A 20,099-nucleotide genomic window follows, 5' to 3' on the forward strand; every position below is an offset into this window, starting at 1 on the left:
GACTTGCCCTGGACCTGGGGACGGCCCCGAGCGCCCCCAGGTGGCCTTGGTTGCGTCTCACACACCCAAGGCGGCCTTCGGTGCGTCTGACGCACCGAAGGCCGCCCTTGGGGCGCTTGCCGGGGGTCAGTCCTGGTCGCCGCCCAGGACGAAGCGGACCAGGTCGTCCGCGTCCATGTCGCCGACGTCGCCGTCCTCGGACTCGGGGGCGGCCTCCTGCGGGCGGTCCGCCCGCTCCGCCGCCTCCGACAGCAGGTCCATCAGGCCCAGCGAGCGCAGCTGGTCGAACGAGACCGATGCCAGGAACTTCCGGACGCGGGCCTCCGCCGCCGACGCCGGGGCGTCGGCCTCGTCGCCGAACAGCTCGCGGTGCAGGTGGTTCGCCACCGCCTGGGCCGTCGGGTGGTCGAACACCAGTGTCGACGGCAGCCGCAGGCCGGTGCGCTCGCCCAGGAGGTTGCGAACCTCCACCGCGGCCAGCGAGTCGACGCCCATCTCCCGGAACGCCAGCGACGGCTCGATGTCGCCCGCTTCGCCGTAGCCGAGCAGCTCGGCCGCGACCGCGCGGACCAGTGCCAGCAACGCGTCGCGCCGCTCCGCCGGGTCCAGGCCCGCCAGCTCCTCGTGCAACGTCGCCTCGGCGACCACCGCGTCCCGCTCCGAGCCCGCCGCCGACAGGGCCTCGCGGACCTCGGGCAGCTCGCTCAGCAGCGCGCTCTCGCGGGGCAGCGTGAACGTCTGCGCGAAGCGGTTCCAGTCGAAGTCGGCCGCCAGCACCGACCCGCGGACGCCGAGGGCGCGGCCGAACGCGACCATCGCCTCCGCCGGCACCAGCGGCACCAGGCCGTGACGCTGCATGTGCTCCAACATGTCGCCCTGCAGGGCCATGCCGGCCTCGCCCCACACGCCCCAGCCGATCGACACGCCCGCCAGCCCGCGCCGCTCGCGGTCTTCGGCCAGCGCGTTGAGGTAGGCGTTCGCGGCGGCGTACGCGCTGAGCTTGCCGCTGCCGAGCATGCCCGACACCGACGAGTACAGCACGAAGAAGTCCAGCTCCCGCTCGCCCACGAGCTCGTCCAGGTGCCGCGCACCCTCTACTTTGGACTTCAGGACGCCTTCGACCTCTTCCAGGGTCAGCGCGACGACGTCGGCGCCGTCCTGGGCGACGCCCGCGGCGTGCACAACACCGCGCAGCGGGTCCGACTCGGGGATCGCCGCCAGCACCGCGGCCACCTGGGCGCGGTCGGCAACGTCGCACGCCACCACCGACACCTCGGCGCCGCGCGCGGTCAGCTCCTCGACCAGCTCGGCCGCGCCCGGCGCGTCGGGGCCGCGGCGGCTGGTCAGCACCAGGCGCCGGACGCCGGCCCCGGCCAGCCAGCGCGCCGTCTCGACGCCGAGGGCGCCCGTGCCGCCAGTGATCAGCACTGTGCCCGGCCCAGCCAGCGCCGGGGTGACCGTCGGGGTCTCGGCCGCCGTCGTGCGGCGCAGCCGCCGGCCGAGCAGCCGGCCGTCGCGCAGCGCGACCTGGTCTTCGCCGTCGATCCCGGCCAGCACGTGCGGCAGGTGCCGCAGGTCGGCCTCGCCGGGTTCGGTGGGCAGCTCCACGAGCCCGCCCCACGCGGCCGCCCGTTCCAGCGCGACGGTGCGGCCGAAGCCCCAGACCGCCGCCTGCCCGACGGTGTCCGCCGCCGCGTGCTGCCCCGCGATCGGGAGGGCTTCGCGGGTCAGGCACCACAGCTTGGCTTCGATTCCGGCCCGGGCGAGCGCTTGGACCAGGACCGCGGTGAGCACGATGCCCGGCGGGGTGGTCGGCGCCGCCTCGATCGGCCGGGTGCTCAGCGCGAGCAGCGAAACGACGCCGTCGAACGGCCTTGGCAGCTCGCCGATGCGGCTGGCCAGCGCACCCGGGTCGGGATCGGTCACCGTCAGCACGGTGACGTCGCCGGGCAGCGCGCCGAGCACCTTCGCGCTCCAGTCGTCACCGTCCTCGGGGACGACTGCCAGCCAGCGGCCCGGCTCGGCGGTGCCCGCCGGCGGCCTCAACGGCGTCCAGTCGATGCGGTACCACCAGCGGTCGATCGCGGCCTCGGTGCGCAGCTTCTCCCGCCACGACTTGAGCGCGGGCAGCACCGCGTCCAGCGCGGCCCGGTCGACCTCCAGCGCCGAGGCCAGCACCTCGCCGTCGGTCGCCGCGACCATGCCCCACAGGCGCGCGTCGGCGGCGCTTTCCCCGCCTGCGGGCGCGGCCTGCGGCGCCGGCTCGGGCCAGTAGTTCTTGCGCTGGAAGGCATACGTCGGCAGCGGCACGCGCGCGGTGACACCGGCGCGGGTGTAGAAGGCCGTCCAGTCGATCGTGACGCCCTGGGCGTGCGCCCCGGCGACCGCGGTGACCATCCGGCGCCAGTCGCCTTCGCCGGTGTGCAGGGTTTCCTGGAACACCAGCGGCTCGCCGGTGCGGTCCATGGTCTGCTCGAGCGCCATCTTCAGGACCGGGTTCGGGCTGGGCTCGACGAACGCGCTCGCCCCGCCGGCCACCATCGCGTCGGCCGCTTCCCCGAACAGCACGGTCTGGCGCAGGTTCCGGTACCAGTACCGGGCGTCCAGCTCCGCGGTGTCGAGCAGCCCGCCGGTCACCGACGAGTAGAACGGCACCGCCGAGCCGCGCGGGCGCACCGGCTCGAGCAGCTCCAGCAGGTCGGCTTCGAGCAGCTCGACCTGAGGCGAGTGCGCGGCGAAGTTCACCCCGGCCAGGCGCCAGCGCATCATGCCGGCGGCCGAGAGCTTCCTCTCCAGCTTCGCCATCGCCGCCTCGTCACCGGAGACCGTGACCAGCTTGGGGCCGTTCACCGCGGCGATCGAGATGTCGTCGCCGGCGAGCGCGCGGACGTCGTCGGCCGGGGCGACCACCGAGAGCATCACGCCGGTGCGCGCCAGCTTCTGCCGGATCAAGCGGCTGCGCAGCGCGACGATGCGCGCACCATCCTGAAGGGAAAGCCCGCCCGCGACGCAGGCGGCGGCGATCTCGCCCTGCGAGTGCCCGGCGACCGCAGCCGGTTCGACGCCGAACTCGCGCCACAGCGCGGCGAGCGACACCATCACCGCCCACAGCGCCGGCTGGACGATGTCGACCTCTTCCAGGGCTTCGGCGTCGTCGAGCACGTCGAACAGGGACCAGTCGACGAACTCCGCCAGCGCGGCGGCGCACTCGGCCATCGTCGCGACGAACACCGGTGACGCGGCCAGCAGGTCCTTGGCCATCCCCGCCCACTGCGAGCCCTGCCCGGGGAAGACGAACGCCGGGGTGCGCGTGCCGAACGCCCGGCCGGTCACGACGTCCGGCGCCGCCTCGCCCGCCGCCACCGCGGTGAGCGCGGCGGTGAGCCCGGCCCGGTCTTCGCCGACGAGCACGGCCCGGTGCGCGAACGCCGTCCGGCCCGCCAGTGCCCGCCCGACCGCGGCGACGTCCTGGTCGGTGAGGTGCGCGAGCAGCCGTTCGGCCTGGCCGCGCAGGGCGCCGGCGGTGCGGCCGGACAGCACCCACGGCACGGTCGAGGGCCGGTGCGCCGGTTCCGGCGCGGGCACCGGCGCCGGGCCGGCTTCGAGCACGGCGTGGGCGTTGGTGCCGCTGATGCCGAACGACGACACCGCCGCGCGGCGCACGCGGCCGGTCTCCGGCCACGGCCGGGCCGCCGACAGCACCTCGACGCCGCTGTCGTCCCAGTCCACGTGGGCCGAGCGGGTGGCCGTGTGCAGCGACCGCGGCAGCACGCCGTGGCGCATCGCGAGGACCATCTTGATGATCCCGGCGACACCTGCGGCGGCCTGGGTGTGCCCGATGTTGGACTTCACCGAGCCGATCGGCAGCGGCGTCTCCCGGTCGCGGCCGTAGGTGGCGATGAGCGCCTGGGCTTCGATCGGGTCGCCGAGAGCGGTGCCGGTGCCGTGCGCCTCAACCGTGTCGATGTCCGAAGTGGACAGACCGGACGCTGCGAGCGCTTGGCGGATCACGCGTTGCTGCGACGGCCCGTTCGGCGCGGTGAGGCCGTTCGACGCGCCGTCGGAGTTGACCGCGGACCCGCGGACGACGGCGAGGATCTCGTGACCGTTGCGCAGCGCGTCGGACTGCCGTTCCAGCACCAGCATGCCGACGCCTTCGGCGAAGCCCAGGCCGTCGGCGTCGTCGGAGAACGCCTTGCAGCGCCCGTCCGGCGCGAGCCCGCGCTGGCGGCTGAAGCCGACGAACGTGCCCGGCGTCGCCATCACCGTCACGCCGCCGGCCAGGGCCAGCTCGCATTCCCCGTTGCGCAGCGCCTGTGCGGCCAGGTGCAGCGTGACCAGCGACGACGAGCAGGCCGTGTCGACGGTCAGCGTCGGGCCTTCGAAGCCGAACGTGTAGGCGACGCGGCCCGAGGCGACGCTCGGGGAGCTGCCGTTGCTCTCGTAGCCGTCGGTGTCGGCCAGGTGGTCGAGCGTCAGGCCGTAGTCGTTGTACATGACACCGACGAACACGCCGGTGCGGCTGCCGCGCAACCCGGCCGGGTCCATGCCCGCGCGTTCGACGGCCTCCCAGCCGGTTTCCAGCAGCAGCCGCTGCTGCGCGTCGGTGGCCAGCGCCTCGCGCGGGTTCATCCCGAAGAACTCGGGGTCGAACTCCCCCGCGGCGTGCAGGAACCCGCCCTCGCGGGTGTAGGTCGTGCCCGGGTGGTCGGGGTCCGGGTGGTAGAGCGACGCGACGTCCCAGCCGCGGTTGGCCGGGAACGCCGTGATGGCGTCGCGTTCCTCGGTGAGCAGCCGCCAGAGGTCCTCGGGCGACTCGACGCCGCCCGGGAACCGGCAGCTCATCCCGACGATGACGATCGGGTCGCCCGCCACCGCGGCGGTCACCGGAGTCTCGTCGGTGACCGCGCCGGAGCCGAGCAGCGCCTCCAGGAGGTGCTCGCCCAGCGCGGCGACGGTCGGGTAGTCGAACACCGCGGTCGCGCCGAGCCGGACGCCGGCGGCGCCGTCGAGCCGGTTGCGCAGTTCGAGGGCGGTCAGGGAGTCGAAGCCGAGCTGCTGGAACGTCTGGCCCGCGTCGATCGCGCCACCGTCGGCGTGCCCGAGGACCTGCGCGACCTGGGTGGTCACGAGGTCGCGGACGGCCCGGGTGCGCCCGGCCGCATCGAGGGCGCCGAGGCGCTGGACCAGCCCGACGGCCGCTTCGCCGCCCGTCGCGGACCGCTTGAGCGGGACGCGGATCAGGCCGCGCAGCACCGGCGGCACGTCGCCCAGCGCACGCAGCACCGGCAGGTCGAGCCGGACCGGCGCGACGTCCGGGACGCCCGCGGTGAGCGCGGCGTCGAAGAGCGCCGTGCCCAGTTCGGCCGGGATGGCCGGCGTGCCGGCCCGCGCCATGCGGGCGAGGTCGGCTTCGGACAACGTGCTGGTCATGCCGCTGCCGGTCGCCCACGGGCCCCACGCGAGCGAGGTGGCGGGCAGTCCTTCGCTGTGACGATGCCGCGCGAGGGCGTCGAGGAAGGCGTTGGCGGCGGCATAGTTCGCCTGGCCCGCGGTGCCGACGGTGCCGGCGACCGAGGAGAACACCACGAACGACCGGAGGTCGCGCGTCAGGTCGTGGAGGTTCCAGGCGCCGGCGACCTTGGGCCGCAGGACGCGCTCGAAGCTCTCCGGGGTCTGCGAGTCCAGCACGCCGTCGTCGACGACACCGGCGCTGTGCACGACGGCGGTCACCGGGTGCTCGAGGCCGTCCAGGAGGGCCCGGAGGGCGTCCCGGTCGGCGATGTCGCAAGCGGCGGCGGTGGCTTCGGTTCCGTGCGCGGCGAGCTCCGCGACGAGCGTCGCGACCTCGGCCGGGTCTCCCCCGCTGCGGCTGACCAGCAGCAGCCGGCGCATCCCGTGCTCGGCGGCGAGGTGCCGGGCGAAGACCGCGCCCAAGCCGCCGGTGCCGCCGGTGATGAGCACAGTCCCGTCCGGATCCCAGCCCGGGCTTTCACGTGAAAGCTCGTGCCCGTGGTGGGAGGTTGCACGTGAAAGCTCCGCCACGACGCGGGCGAGGCGGCCGCCGTGCACCCGGCCGTTCTTGACCGCGACCTGCGGTTCGTCGGCTGCGAGGGCGGCGGCCAGGTGCTCGCCGGTGCCGTCGAGGTCGACCAGCGTGACCCGGCCCGGGTGTTCGGCCTGGGCGGAACGCACCATGCCCCACACCGCGGCGGCGACCGGGTTGCCTTCGGTGGCGTCACGGGTGACGACGGCCAAGCGGGTATCCCGGAGGCGGTCGTCGGCGAGCCAGCGCTGGAGCAGGTCCAGAACCCGAGTGGTGACCTCGAGCGCTGCTGCCGCGGGGTCGGCACCGAGCGGGTCGAGCACCGGAAGGACGACCAGGCCGGGTGCGGTGGTGGCCGCGGCTTCCAGGTCGGCGAAGGACTCCGCGCCGGGAAGCAGTGCGGTCGAGCCGAGCACTCCGACGCCCGCGAGCCCCTGAGGTTCCGCGACCAGGGGGGTCCACGTGAGCCGGTACAGGTGCTCCTGGCTCACCTGGCGGATCTCCGTCGGCTGCCGCAGACGCAGCGTCGCCACCTCGGCCACCGGCGCGCCGGACGGGTCCGCGATCGCGAGGGAAACCCCCGACCCGCCGCGGGAAATGCGCACCCGGACCGACGCCGCCCCGGTGGCGTGCAGCTGCACGCCTTCCCACGCGAACGGCAGTCCGGCTTCGCCGCCGAGCAGGCCGATCGCGTGCAGGCAGGCGTCGAACAGCGCCGGGTGCAGGCCGAACGCACGCGCTTCGCCCGCGTCGTCCGCGGGCAGCGCGACCTCGGCGAACACCGCGTCGTCCGACTGCCACGCCGCCCGCAAGCCGCGGAACGTGCCGTCGTAGGACAGTCCGCCCTCGGCCAGCCGCTCGTAGTGGTCCGACAGGTCCAGCGGGGTGCCGGCGGGCGGCCAAGCCGCGTCGAACGCGACTGCCGGGCGCTGCGGGCCGAGCACGCCGGTCGCGTGCTGGACCCACGTGTGGTCGTCGCCGTCTTCCGGTCGCGAGTGGACAGTCAGCGTCCGGCGCCCGTCCTCACGCGGCGCCGACGCGCGCAGCTGCAGCTGGACGCCGCCCCGCTCGGGCAGCACCAGCGGCGCTTCCAAGGTCAGGTCGTCCAGGCACGGCGTCCCGGCTTCGTCCCCGGCCCGCAGCGCCAGCTCCGCGAACACCGTGCCGGGCAGCACGACCGCGCCACCGACGACGTGCCCGCGCAGCCACGGGTGGACCGAGACCGACAATCGGCTCGTCAGCAGCACCTCGCCCGATCCGGCCGGGCGCACCACGGCGCCGACCATCGGGTGCCCGCCGACGCCCAGGCCCGCGGCCGTCGCGTCGCCGCGCGGGGTCGCGCCGCCCCGCGGCCAGAACCGCTCGCGCTGGAACGCGTACGTCGGCAGCTCCACGTGCCGCCCGCCCGGCAGCACCGCGGGCCAGTCGACCCGGACGCCCGTGACGTGCAGCCCCGCCAGCCCCGACAGCGCGGCGCGCGGCTCGGGCGTTTCCTTGCGCAGCAACGGAACCGTGGTCGCGTCGTCGAGGGTGCCTGCGGTCATGGCGGAGAGGACGCCGTCCGGGCCGAACTCGGCGAACACGCGGACGCCGTGCTCGTGCAGCGCGGTCACGCCGTCGGTGAACCGGACCGTGTTCCGCACGTTGTCGACCCAGTGCTCGGCGGAGAAGTCCGTGACGAGCGCGCCGGTGACCGTCGAGACCACCGGGATCCGCGGCGCCTCGTACGTCAGCCCGGCCGCCACGGCGCGGAACTCGTCGAGCATCGGGTCCATCAGCGGCGAGTGGAACGCATGCGACACGGTCAGCTGCTTGGTCTTCTCGAACCGGGCCGCGACCGCGAGCACGGCCTCTTCGGCGCCGGCGAGCACGATCGCGTCCGGGCCGTTGATCGCGGCGAGGGCGACGTCGTCGTCCAGCAGCGGCCGGACTTCCTCCTCGGTCGCCCGGACGGACACCATCGCGCCCCCGGCCGGCAGCGCGCCCATCAGCTCGGCGCGCGCCCGCACCAGCGTGCAGGCGCCGGCCAGCGACAGCACGCCCGCGACGTGCGCGGCCGCGATCTCGCCGACCGAGTGCCCGAGCACGTAATCGGGCCGCACGCCCCAGGACCCGAACAGCCGGAAGAGCGCGACTTCCAGCGCGAACAGCGCCGGCTGCGCGGAGGCCGTGTCGGCCAGCCGGCGGGAGTCCTCGCCCCAGACGATCCCGGCCCACTCGCCGGGAAGCTGCTCGGCTGTCGCGTCCCAGGCCTGCGCGAACACCGGGTAGCGCGCGTAAAGGTGGCGGCCCATCCCGAGCCGCTGAGCGCCCTGCCCGGCGAACAACGCGGCGAGCTTCGCCGACTCGGCGACGCGCCCGGTGACGACGGCCGGGTGGGCTTCACCGGCGGCCAGCGCGTCGAGCGCCGCCGCCAGCTCGGCGCGGTGCTCCGACAGGACCACCGCGCGGTGGTCGAACGCGGTCCGGCCGGTGGCCAGGGTGTGGCCGGCGTCCACTCGGTTGACGTCGAGACCGGTCAGCCGCGCGGCCTGTTCGCGCAGCGCGCGTTCGGTGGTGGCCGAGAGCGGCCACGGCACGACCCCGGCGTCCGGCGGCGCCTCACCGAGCGTCGCCGCGGGAGCCTGTTCGATGATCGTGTGGGCGTTGGTGCCGCTGATGCCGAACGACGAGACCGCCGCGCGCCGCACGCGCCCCGACTCCGGCCACGGCCGGTTCTCGGTGACGACCTCGACGTCCCCGGACGCCCAGTCGACGTGCGAAGACACTTCGCCGGCGTGCAGGGACGGCGGGACCACGCCGTGCTGCAGCGCGGCGACCATCTTGATGATCCCGGCGACGCCGGCGGCGGCCTGCGTGTGGCCGATGTTCGACTTCACCGAGCCGAGCAGCAATGGTGTCTCGCGTTCCTGACCGTAGGTGGCCAGCAGGGCTTGGGCCTCGATCGGGTCGCCCAGCGTGGTGCCGGTGCCGTGCCCTTCGACGACGTCGACGTCCGAAGTGGACAGTCCGGCCACCGAAAGTGCCTGCCGGATCACGCGTTGCTGCGACGGCCCGTTCGGGGCGGTCAGGCCGTTGGACGCGCCGTCGGAGTTCACCGCGGACCCGCGGACCACGGCGAGGACAGGGTGGCCGTTGCGCTGGGCGTCGGACAACCGTTCCAGCAGAAGCATGCCGGCGCCTTCGGACCAGCCGACCCCGTCGGCGCTGTCGCCGAAGGACTTGCAGCGGCCGTCCGGGGACAGCCCGCGCTGGCGCGAGAACCCGACGAACGTGCCCGGCGTCGACATCACCGTGACACCGCCGGCGAGCGCCAGCGAACACTCCCCCGACCGCAGTGCCTGCGCCGCCCAGTGCAGCGCCACCAGCGACGACGAGCACGCCGTGTCGACCGTGACGGCCGGGCCTTCCAGCCCGAGCACGTACGCGACGCGGCCGGAGGCGACGCTGCCCGCGCTGCCGTTGCCCTGGTAGGCCTCCAGGTCCGCGCCCGCGACCAGGCTGTTGTAGTCGTTGTACATCACGCCGGCGAACACACCGGTGCGGCTGCCGCGCAGGGAGCGCGGGTCGAGGCCGGCCCGCTCGAACGCCTCCCACGAGACTTCGAGCAGTAGCCGCTGCTGTGTGTCGGTGGCGACCGCTTCGCGCGGGCTCATCCCGAAGAACGCGGCGTCGAACTCGGCCGCGTCGTGCAGGAAGCCGCCGTGCCGGGTGTAGGACGTGCCCGGGTGGTCCGGGTCGGGGTCGTAGAGGGCGTCGACGTCCCAGCCGCGGTCGTCCGGGAACTCGGTGATGGCGTCGGCGCCGCCGCTGACCAGCTCCCAGAGCTGCTCGGGCGTGGTGACGCCGCCCGGGTAGCGGCAGCTCATCGCGACGATGGCGATCGGCTCGTCGGCGACCACGGCGGTCACCGGCGCGACGTCCACGCGGGCGCCGTCGCCGTCGCCCAGCTGCTCGAGCAGGTGGCGCCCCAGTGCGGTGGCGGTCGGGTAGTCGAACACCGTCGTGGCCGGCAGCGCGACGCCGGACGCGGCGGTCAGCTTGTTGCGCAGGTCGACCGCGGTCAGCGAGTCGAAACCCAGGTCCTGGAACGTCTTCGTGGCCGAAACGGCCGTCGCGTCGGTGTGCCCGAGGACCAGCGCGACCTGTTCGCGCACCAGCGTCAGTACCGCTTCGGCGCGCTCGTCCGGCGTCGATCCGGCCAGGCGGCGGAGCAGTCCGGCGGACCCGCGGCCGGCCTGCTTGCGACCGGTCACGCGGACCAGGCCGCGCAGCAGCGGCGGGATTTCCGGCTGCGTCCGGATCACCGGGAGGTCGAGGCGGACCGGCAGCAGCACCGCGCGGTCGGTGGTGAGCGCGCGGTCGAAGAGCCGGATGCTCTGCTCGGGCTGCAGCACGGGCATGCCGAGCCGGGCCATTCGCTCGAAGTCGGCTTCGCCGAGCGTCCGGGTCATGCCGGTGGCCGCGGCCCACGGACCCCAGCCGAGCGACTGCGCCGGGAGCCCGAGTCCGCGGCGGTGCAGGGCGAGCGCGTCGAGGAACGCGTTGGCCGCGGCGTAGTTCGCCTGCCCGGCGCCCCCGAAGGTGCCGGCGACCGAGGAGAACGAGACGAACGCCTTGAGGGCGAGGTCGCGGGTCAGCTCGTGCAGGTTCCAGGCCGCGTCGACCTTGGGGCGCAGCACGGTGGCGAGCCGTTCGGGCGTCAGCGAGCCGAGGACGCCGTCGTCGAGGACGCCCGCGGTCTGCACGACCGCGGTGAGCGGGTGCTCGGGCGAGACGTCGTCGAGCAGGGCCCGCAGGGCGTCGCGGTCGGCGATGTCGCACGCCTTGACCTCGACGTGCGCGCCGGCCTCGGTGAGGTCGGCCGCCAGCTCGGTCGCGCCGTCGGCGGCCGGGCCGCGCCGGCTGACCAGCAGCAGGTTCCGCGCTCCGTGCGCGATGACCAGGTGCCGGGCCAGCAGCCCCCCGAGCCCGCCGGTGCCACCGGTGATGAGGACGGTCCCGTCCGGGTTCCAGCTTTCACGTGAAAGCTCCGGGTCGGCGCGGGTGAGGCGGGCGGCGCGGGGTTCGCCGTTGACCAGCGTGAGCTGGGGTTCGCCGGCGGCGAGTGCGACCGGCAGCGCGGCCAGGGACGCCTCGGTGCCGTCGAGGTCGATGAGCGCGACGCGGCCCGGGTGCTCGACCTGCGCGGTGCGGACCAGGCCCCAGACAGCGGCCGCGGGCAGGTCGGCGCCGGTCGTGGCGCCGCGGGTGACGAGCACGAGCCGCGCGGCCGCGTACCGCTCGTCGGCCAGCCAGTCCTGCAGCAGGCCCAGCACGTGCGTGGTGAGTTCGTGGGTTTCCCGGACGGCTTCGGCCATCTCGTCGGAGGCGATCGGCCAGAGGACGACCCCCGCTTCGGCTTCCGTCGGTCCGGAAAGGCGCTGGGCGGCCGGGAAGACACCGGCCACGCCGAGCGGGTCGACGCCGACGACGGTCACCGCGCCGGTTTCGGGCGCGCCGACGGCGATCGGGGTCCAGTCGAGCTGGAACAGCGAGTCGCGGTCCACCGCGGGGGCCGCGGACTGGGGACGCAACACCAGCGATCGCACGGTCGCGACGGGCTCGCCGTCGAGGTCGGTGACGTGCAGCGTGACGGCGTCGTCCCCGGCAGGCGAAACGCGCAGCAGCACCGCGGTCGCGCCCGAAGCGTGGACCGTGACGCCCTCCCACGAGAACGGCAGCGCGCCCGGCCGCACGGCGGGGCTGAACGACGTGGCGTGCAGGCACGCGTCGAGCAGCGCCGGGTGCAGGCCGAACGCATCGGCGGGTTCGTCCTCGGGCAGCTCGACCTCGGCGTAGACGTCCTCACCGCGCTGCCAGGCGGCGGTCAGGCCACGGAAGGCCGGGCCGTACTCGAAACCCTGGTCGGCGAACCGGTCGTAGAGGCCGTCGAGGTCGATTTCCGTGGCTTCGGCGGGCCGGGTGACCGGCGCCGCGGGTTCGCCGGTGGTGACCAGCGCGCCGCCGGCGTGCCGGGTCCACAGCTCGTCGGGGGCGTCCTCGCGGCGCGAGTAGATCGAGATCGGGCGTTCGCCGTCCTCGCCCGGGGCGCCGACGGCGATCTGGACGTGCGTGCCGGTCTTGTCGCCCAGGACCAGCGGGGCTTCGAGGGTCAGCTCACCGACCACCGGGCAACCGGCCTGCTCGCCGGCCGCGGCGGCCAGCTCCAGGAGCGCGGTGCCGGGCAGCAACAGGGAGCCGGCGATCCGGTGGCCGGCCAGCCACGGGTGCGACGCGAGCGAAAGCCGTGCGGTGTAGAGGAAACCACCGGACTCGGGCAGCTCGATACCGCCGCTGAGCAGCGGGTGGGCGACGGCGTCGAGACCGGCGCCGCCGGTCAGCAGCGCGACGCGAGGCCAGAACCGTTCGTGCTGGAACGCGTACGTCGGCAGTTCGACCGCCCGGCCACCGTCCAGGTAGGACGCCCAGTCGAGCTCGACGCCGTGCAGGTGCAGGGCGGTCAGGGCGTCGAGGACCGAGCCGTCCTCGTCGCGGTCGCGGCGCAGGCACGGCACGGCGAGCGCCTCGGGCGGCAGGGTTTCCGCGGCGAGCGCGCTGAGCACCCCCGCCGGGCCCAGCTCGAGGAACGCCGTGACGCCGTCCGCGACCAGCGTCGAGAGACCGTCGGCGAACCGGACGGCGCCGCGGACGTGCCGGACCCAGTAGTCCGCCGTGGACAGTTCGTCACCCGCGACGGCACCGGTCAGGTTCGACACCACCGGCAGGTCCGCGGGCGCGTACTCGATGGTCTCCGCGACGGCGCGGAAGTCGTCGAGCATCGGGTCCATCAGCGGCGAGTGGAAGGCGTGGCTGACGTCGAGGCGGCGGGTGCGGTGCCCGTCGGCGGCGAACGCGGCGGCGATCTCCGTGACGGCGTCCGCGTCTCCGGAGATGACCACGGACTCCGGACCGTTGACCGCGGCGATCGACACCCGGTCGGTCAGGGCCTCGGCGACGACGGCTTCCGGCGCGTTGACGGCGACCATCGCGCCGCCGGCGGGCAGCGCGGCCATCAGCCGGCCGCGCGCGGCGACCAGCCGGCACGCGTCCTCGAGGGAAAAGGCCCCGGCGACGTGCGCCGCGGCCAGCTCGCCGATCGAGTGGCCGAGCAGCAGATCCGGCGTGACGCCCCACGCGCGCACGAGCCGGAACAGCGCGACCTCGATCGCGAACAACGCCGGCTGCGCGATGTCGGTCGACTCCAGCGACGCGTCGGCGTCGAACATCCGCTCCCGCAGCGAGGGGTCGAAGTGCGCGCAGACCTCGTCGAGCGCGGTGGCGAACACCGGGAACCGCTCGTACAGCTCGCGGCCCGCCCCGGCGCGCTGGGCACCCTGGCCGGTGAACACGAAGGCCGTCCGGACGCCGGAAGCCGCTTCGCCGACGGCCAGTCCGGGCGCGTCGGTGCCCGCGGCGAGGGCGGCGAGCGCGGTGAGCGGGTCGCCGGTCAGGACGGCACGGTGCTCGAACGTGGTGCGCGTCGTGGCCAGGGACCAGGCGACGTCGCCCGGGTCCAGGGCCAGCAGCCGGCTCGCCTGCGCCCGCAGGGCTTCCGGCGTGCGCGCGGACAGCAGCCACGGCGTCGTCCGGCCGGCCGGCGCGGCGGCGGGCTCGGCGGCCGGGGCCTGTTCCAGCACGACGTGGGCGTTGGTGCCGCTGATGCCGAACGACGACACGGCCGCGCGGCGCGGCTTGCCGGTCTCCGGCCACGGCCGGGTCGCCGTGACCAGCTCGATGTCACCCGCGGTCCAGTCCACATGGGACGACGGTGTGTCGACGTGCAGGGTCTTCGGCACGACGCCGGCACGCAGCGCGTAGACCGACTTGATCACACCCGCGACGCCCGCGGCGGCCTGCGTGTGGCCGAGGTTCGACTTGATCGAGCCGAGCAGGAGCGGCCGGAACTCTTCGCGGTCCTGCCCGTAGGTGGCGAGCAAGGCCTGGGCTTCGATCGGGTCCCCCAGTGTGGTGCCGGTGCCGTGCCCTTCGACGACGTCGACGTCCGCGGTGGACAGACCCGAGGCCGCGAGGGCCTGGCGGATCACGCGCTGCTGCGACGGGCCGTTCGGGGCGGTCAGGCCGTTGGACGCGCCGTCGGAATTGACCGCGGACCCGCGGACCACGGCCAGGACCGGGTGGTTGTTGCGGCGAGCGTCGGACAGCCGTTCCAGGACCAGGACGCCGACACCTTCGGACCAGCCGACCCCGTCGGCGGCGTCGGCGTAGGACTTGCAGCGGCCGTCGGCGGCGAGGCCGCGCTGGCGGCTGAAGTCGATGAACGTGCCGGGCGTGGCCATGACGGTGACGCCGCCGGCCAGGGCCAGCTCGCACTCGCCGCGTTGCAGCGCGGTCGCGGCCATGTGCAGCGCGACCAGCGACGACGAGCACGCCGTGTCGACGGTGACCGACGGCCCTTCCAGGCCGAACACGTACGACAGGCGCCCGGACAGCACGCTGCCGGCGTTGCCGGTGCCGAGGTAGCCGAGCGAGTCGGCCGGGAACTCGACGTTCGCGCCGAGGTAGTCGTGGTACATGATGCCCGCGTAGACGCCGGTGCGGCTGCCGCGCAGGGTCTCGGGCCGGATTCCCGCTCGCTCCAAGGCTTCCCACGACGTCTCGAGCAGCTGACGCTGCTGCGGGTCCATCGCCAGGGCCTCACGCGGGGAGATGCCGAAGAAGCCGGGGTCGAACCCGGCGACGTCGTCGAGGAAGCCGCCTTCGCGGGTGTAGCTGGTGCCCGCGTGCTCGGGGTCCGGGTGGTAGAGCGCGTCGACCGGCCAGCCGCGGTCGCCCGGGAAGCGGGAGACGCCGTCACCGTCGCCGAGCACGAAGTCCCACAGCTCGTCGGGCGAGGTGATGCCGCCCGGGTAGCGGCAGCCCATGGACACGATGACGACCGGGTCGTCCTCGACCGGGGTCGTGCGCGCCGGGGCGTGGACCGTTTCGAGGGTGCCGACCAGCTCGTCGTGCAGGTGGCGGGCCAGGGCCAGCACCGTCGGGTAGTCGAAGACGAGCGTCGCGGGCAGGCGCAGGCCGGTGTCGGCCTGGACGGCGTTGCGCAGCTCGACCGCCGACAGCGAGTCGAAGCCGAGGTCCGAAAAGGACTGCCCGGGCTCGACCTGGCCGATCGAGCTGTAGCCGAGCAGGGCCACGACGTGCGTGCGCACGAGGTCGACGAGCGCGCGCTGCCGGTCGGCCGGGGCCAGCCCGGCGAGGCGGGCGGTGAGGCCGGAGTCGGCGCGGGCACGGCGGCGGGTGGTACCGCGGACCAAGCGGCGCAGCAGCGGAGGTACCTCGGGGGCGGCCGACAGCGTGTCGAGGTCGAGCCGGACCGGTGCGAGCAGGGCGTCGTCGGCGCCGAGCGCGGCGTCGAACAGGCTCAGCCCCTGGTCGAGGGCCAGCGGCGGGGTGCCGGCCCGGGTCATCCGGTCGAGGTCGGCGTCGGTGAGGGTGCCGGCCATGCCGGTCTCCCACGCGCCCCAGGCGAGGCTGGCGGCGGGCAGGCCGTGCGCTCGCCGGTGGGCGGCGAGCGCGTCGAGGAAGGCGTTGCCGGCGGCGTAGTTGCTCTGCCCGGCCGCGCCGAAGACCCCGGCGACGGAGGAGAACAGCACGAAGGTCTCGGCGTTCTCGGCCAGTTCGTGGAGGTGCCAGGCGGCGTCGACCTTAGGCCGCAGGACGGCGTCGAGCTGGTCGTCGGTCAGCGACCCGAAGGTGGCGTCGCCGAGGACACCGGCGGTGTGCACGACGGCGGTGACCTCGTGCTCGGCGAAGACCGCGGCCAGCGCTTCGCGGTCGGTGACGTCGCAGGCGATGGCGGTGGCGTCGATGCCCAGCTCGGCGATCAGCTCGGCCGCGCCCGGGGTGTCCGGGCCGCGGCGGCCCAGCAGCAGGAGCCGGCGGGCGCCGTGCTCGGTGACGAGGTGGCGGGCCAGGTGCGAACCCAGGCCGCCGAGGCCGCCGGTGATCAGGACGGTGCCGTCGAAGCGGCCTTCGGCGGCGGGCGCGACGGCGGCCCGGCCGAGCCGCGGGACGTGCAGTTTTCCGTCGCGGACGACGACCTTGGGTTCGCCGAGCGCAACGGCGGCACCGAGCAGGTCGGCATCGTCTTCGAGATCGACGAGCGTGAGGCGGCCGGGTTGTTCCGCCTGTGCGGAGCCGAGGAGGCCCCAGATCGGGGCGGTGGCGAGGGCGGTGGAACTGGCGACGACGACCAGGTGGGAGTCGGCGAACCGGTCGTCTTCGAGCCAGGTCTGAACGGTGTGGAGGACTACTCGCAGCGTCTCGCGGACGGCTTCGGGGGTGTCGCCGCCGGTCGGCCGGTAGACGACGTGGGACGGCGTGCCGGTGGCCTCGCCGAGTTCGGGCCAGTCCACCGGCCCGGTCGCCGCGCTCGCCGGGACCGGGACCCAGTCCACCGTGAACAGTGATTCGTGACGTGCCTTACGGCCCGCGCCGGTGCCCGCGGCGACCGGGCGCAACGCCAGAGCTTCCACCGACGCCACCGGGTTGCCCGCCGTGTCGGCGACCTCGATCGCCACCGATACCGGGTCCGTCGCGTCGATCCGCACGCGCAGCGCCGACGCGCCCGGGGCGTGCAGGGTGACGCCCGACCACGCGAACGGCAGCAGCCGGTCCGCGTCCTCGCCGCGGTCCGCCGCGCCCAACGCGTGCAGTGCCGCGTCGAGGACGGCCGGGTGCAGGCCGTACGCGTCGGTCGCGCCGGCCTTCTCCGGCCGCGTCACCTCGGCGAACACCTCGGTGCCGCGGCGCCAGACGCGCTCCAGGCCCTGGAACGCCGGGCCGTAGCCGAACCCGGCCGACGCGAGGCCGTCGTAGAAGCCGGTGAGGTCGACCTCCTCGGTGTCCGTGGGCGGCCACGTCAGCGGCGCCGGTTCCGCGGTCCCGGGGGCGAGCACCCCGCCGGCGTGGCGCTCCCAGGCGGTGTCCTCGGGTTCGTCTTCGAGTCGCGAGTGGACGGTGAACGAGCGCCGCCCGGCGTGGTCCGGCGCGCCGACGAGCAGCTGCAGCCGGACGCCGCCGCGTTCGGGGAGGACCAGCGGCGCTTCCAGGGTCAGCTCGGCGACGCGCGGACAGCCGACACTGTCGCCCGCCCGCATCGCCAGTTCCAGGAAGGCCGTGCCGGGCAACAGGATCGCGCCCATGATGACGTGGTCGGCCAGCCACGGCGTCGCCGCCGCGGACAGCCGGCCGGTGAACAGGTGACCCTCGCCGTCGGCCAGTCCGGTGGCCGCGCCGAGCAGCGGGTGGCCGGCCGCGGTCAGGCCGAGCCCGCCCGGGTCGGTCGCCGCCGCGCCCGGCGGTGTGGCCTCGGGCCAGTAGCGCTGGTGCTGGAAGGCGTACGTCGGAAGGTCGATCAGCCGGGCGCCGGTGCCGGCGTAGAACCCGGCCCAGTCCACGGGCACGCCCGCGACGTGCAGGGCGCCGACCGCCGCGGCGACGGAGTGCTCTTCCGGCCGCCCGGCTCGCAGCAGTGGCACGCACTTGACGTCGTCGCCCGCGCCGCTCGCCATCGCCGACAGCACCCCGTCGGGGCCCAGTTCGACGAAGCGGGCGACGTCCCGCTCGGCCAGCCAGCGCACGCCGTCGCCGAACCGGACGGTGTCGCGCACGTGGGACACCCAGTACGCCGGGTCCTGCAGCTCCCCGGCGGTCGCGACGCGGCCGGTGCGGTTCGACACGACGGGCATCTTCGCCTCGCCGAGGGAGATGCGGCGGGCGACGGCCGCGAACTCGCCGAGCATCGGTTCCATCCGGGCCGAGTGGAAGGCGTGGCTGACCCGCAGCCGCTTGGTCCGCCGGTCGCCCAGCGCCGCTTCCAGCGCGTCGATCGCGGCGGCGTCCCCGGAGAACACCACGGAGTCGGGCCCGTTGACCGCGGCCAGTGAGACTTCCGGGCCGGTGATCAGGTCGAGGGCTTCGGCTTCGGTGATTTCGGCGGCGAGCATGGCGCCGCCGGCGGGCAGTTCCTGCATGAGCCGGCCGCGCGCGGTGACGAGCGCGCAGGCGTCCTCGAGGGAGAACACCCCGGCGACGTGCGCGGCGGCGATCTCGCCGACGGAGTGCCCGAGCAGGTAGTCCGGCCGCAGCCCCCACGACTCGGCGAGCCGGAAGAGCGCGACTTCCAGGGCGAACAGCGCGGCTTGCGCGTTCTTCGTGTCGTCGAGCCCGTCGCCCGAGCGGATGATCTCGGTGAGCGCCGGGTCGAGGTGGGCGCACGCGGCGTCCCACGCTTCGGCGAACACCGGGAAGGCGTCCCGCAGTTCGAGGCCCATTCCGGCGCGCTGCGAGCCCTGGCCGGTGAACAGGAACGCCATGGCCCCGGACGTCGCGACGCCCGACGCGCCGCTCCCCTCGGCCAGCGCGGTGAGCCCGGCGCTCAGCTCGTCCACAGTGGACCCGGTGACGACCGCGCGGTGCGGCAGCGCGGCCCGGGAGACACCCAGGGAGTAGGCGAGGTCCAACGGCGAAGCGTCCACAACGGACAGCAGCCGCGCGGCCTGGCCGCGCAGCCCGGCGGCGTTCTTGCCGGAGACCGGCCAGTTCAGCACCCCCGGCACCCGCGGCGCCGGCTCGACGACGGCCTCGACCGCGGGCGCCTGCTCGAGGATGACGTGCGCGTTGGTGCCGCTCAGCCCGAACGACGAGACACCCGCGCGCCGCAGGCGCCCGGTCTCCGGCCACGGCCGCGTGCCGGTGACCAGCGCGAGCCCGCTGTCCTCCCAATCGAGCGCCGAAGTCGGCGCGTCGACGCCCAACGTCTCCGGCAGGACGCCGTGCTGCAGCGCCAGGACCATCTTCAGCACACCGGCCACGCCGGCGGCGGCCTGGGTGTGCCCGAGGTTCGACTTGACCGAGCCGAGCCACAGCGGTCCGCCGTCGCGGTCGCGGCCGTAGGTGGCGGCCAGCGCGCGGGCCTCGATCGGGTCGCCGAGGGTGGTGCCGGTGCCGTGGGCTTCGACGGCGTCGACGTCGGCCGGGGTCAGCCCGGCGCCGGCGAGGGCCGCGCGGATGACGCGCTCCTGGGCCGGGCCACTCGGGGCGGTCAGGCCGTTGGACGCGCCGTCCTGGTTGACCGCGCTTCCCCGTAGCACGGCGAGGACGCGGTGGCCGTTGCGCTCGGCGTCGGACAGGCGTTCCAGCACGAGCACGCCCGCGCCTTCACCCCAGCCGGTGCCCGTGGCGCCTTCGGCGAACGAGCGGCAGCGGCCGTCGGGGGCGAGCCCGCGCTGGCGGCTGAAGGCGATGAACAACGTCGGGGTGGCCATCACGGTCGCACCGCCGGCCAGGGCCAGCGAACATTCGCCGCGGCGCAGCGCGTGCGCGGCGAGGTGCATCGCGACCAGCGACGCCGAGCACGCCGTGTCGACGGTGATCGCCGGGCCTTCGAGGCCGAGCGCGTAGGCGACGCGGCCGGACAGGACGCTGGAGGCGTTGGCCGTGGACAGGTAGTCCTCGGCGCCTTCGGCCGCGCTCGCGGCGAGGTGGATGTAGTCCTGGAAGTTCGTGCCGGAGAACACGCCGGTGGACGAGCCGCGCAGCGACGACGGGTCGATGCCCGCGCGCTCGATCGCCTCCCACGAGATCTCCAGCATCAGCCGCTGCTGCGGGTCCATGACCAGCGCTTCGCGGGGCGAGATGCCGAAGAACGCCGGGTCGAAGTCCCCGGCGTCGTGCAGGAACCCGCCGTGGCGCACGTACGACGTGCCGCGCGAGGCGCCGTCCGGGTCGTGCAGCCGGTCGACGTCCCAGCCGCGGTCCCCGGGGAACTCCGTGATCGCGTCGCGACCCTCGGAAAGCAGGTCCCACAGCGCTTCCGGAGTCGACGCCCCGCCGGGGAACCGGCAGCCGAGGCCGACGATCGCGATCGGTTCCTGGTCGGCCGTCTCGGCCTCCCGCAGCTTCGCGCGCGTCTCCTGCAACTCCACGGTGACGCGCTTGAGGAAGTGCCGGAGCTTTTCTTCGTTGTCCATCAGCGCTCGCCCATCCTGCG

The 20,099-nt window shown here is 74.8% G+C and carries 1 protein-coding gene; it reads right to left on the minus strand.

Features of this window, described 5'->3' with window-relative positions; translation table 11 throughout:
- Positions 1 to 126: 126 nt before the first annotated feature.
- Complete coding sequence (locus ACZ7OH_RS41710) at positions 127 to 20,079, minus strand: type I polyketide synthase (RefSeq protein ID WP_470285976.1); 19,953 nt, start codon at positions 20,077 to 20,079, stop codon at positions 127 to 129.
- Between the last annotated feature and the right edge of the window lie 20 nt (positions 20,080 to 20,099).

It is taken from the genome of Amycolatopsis sp. NPDC114478, from assembly GCF_055633805.1.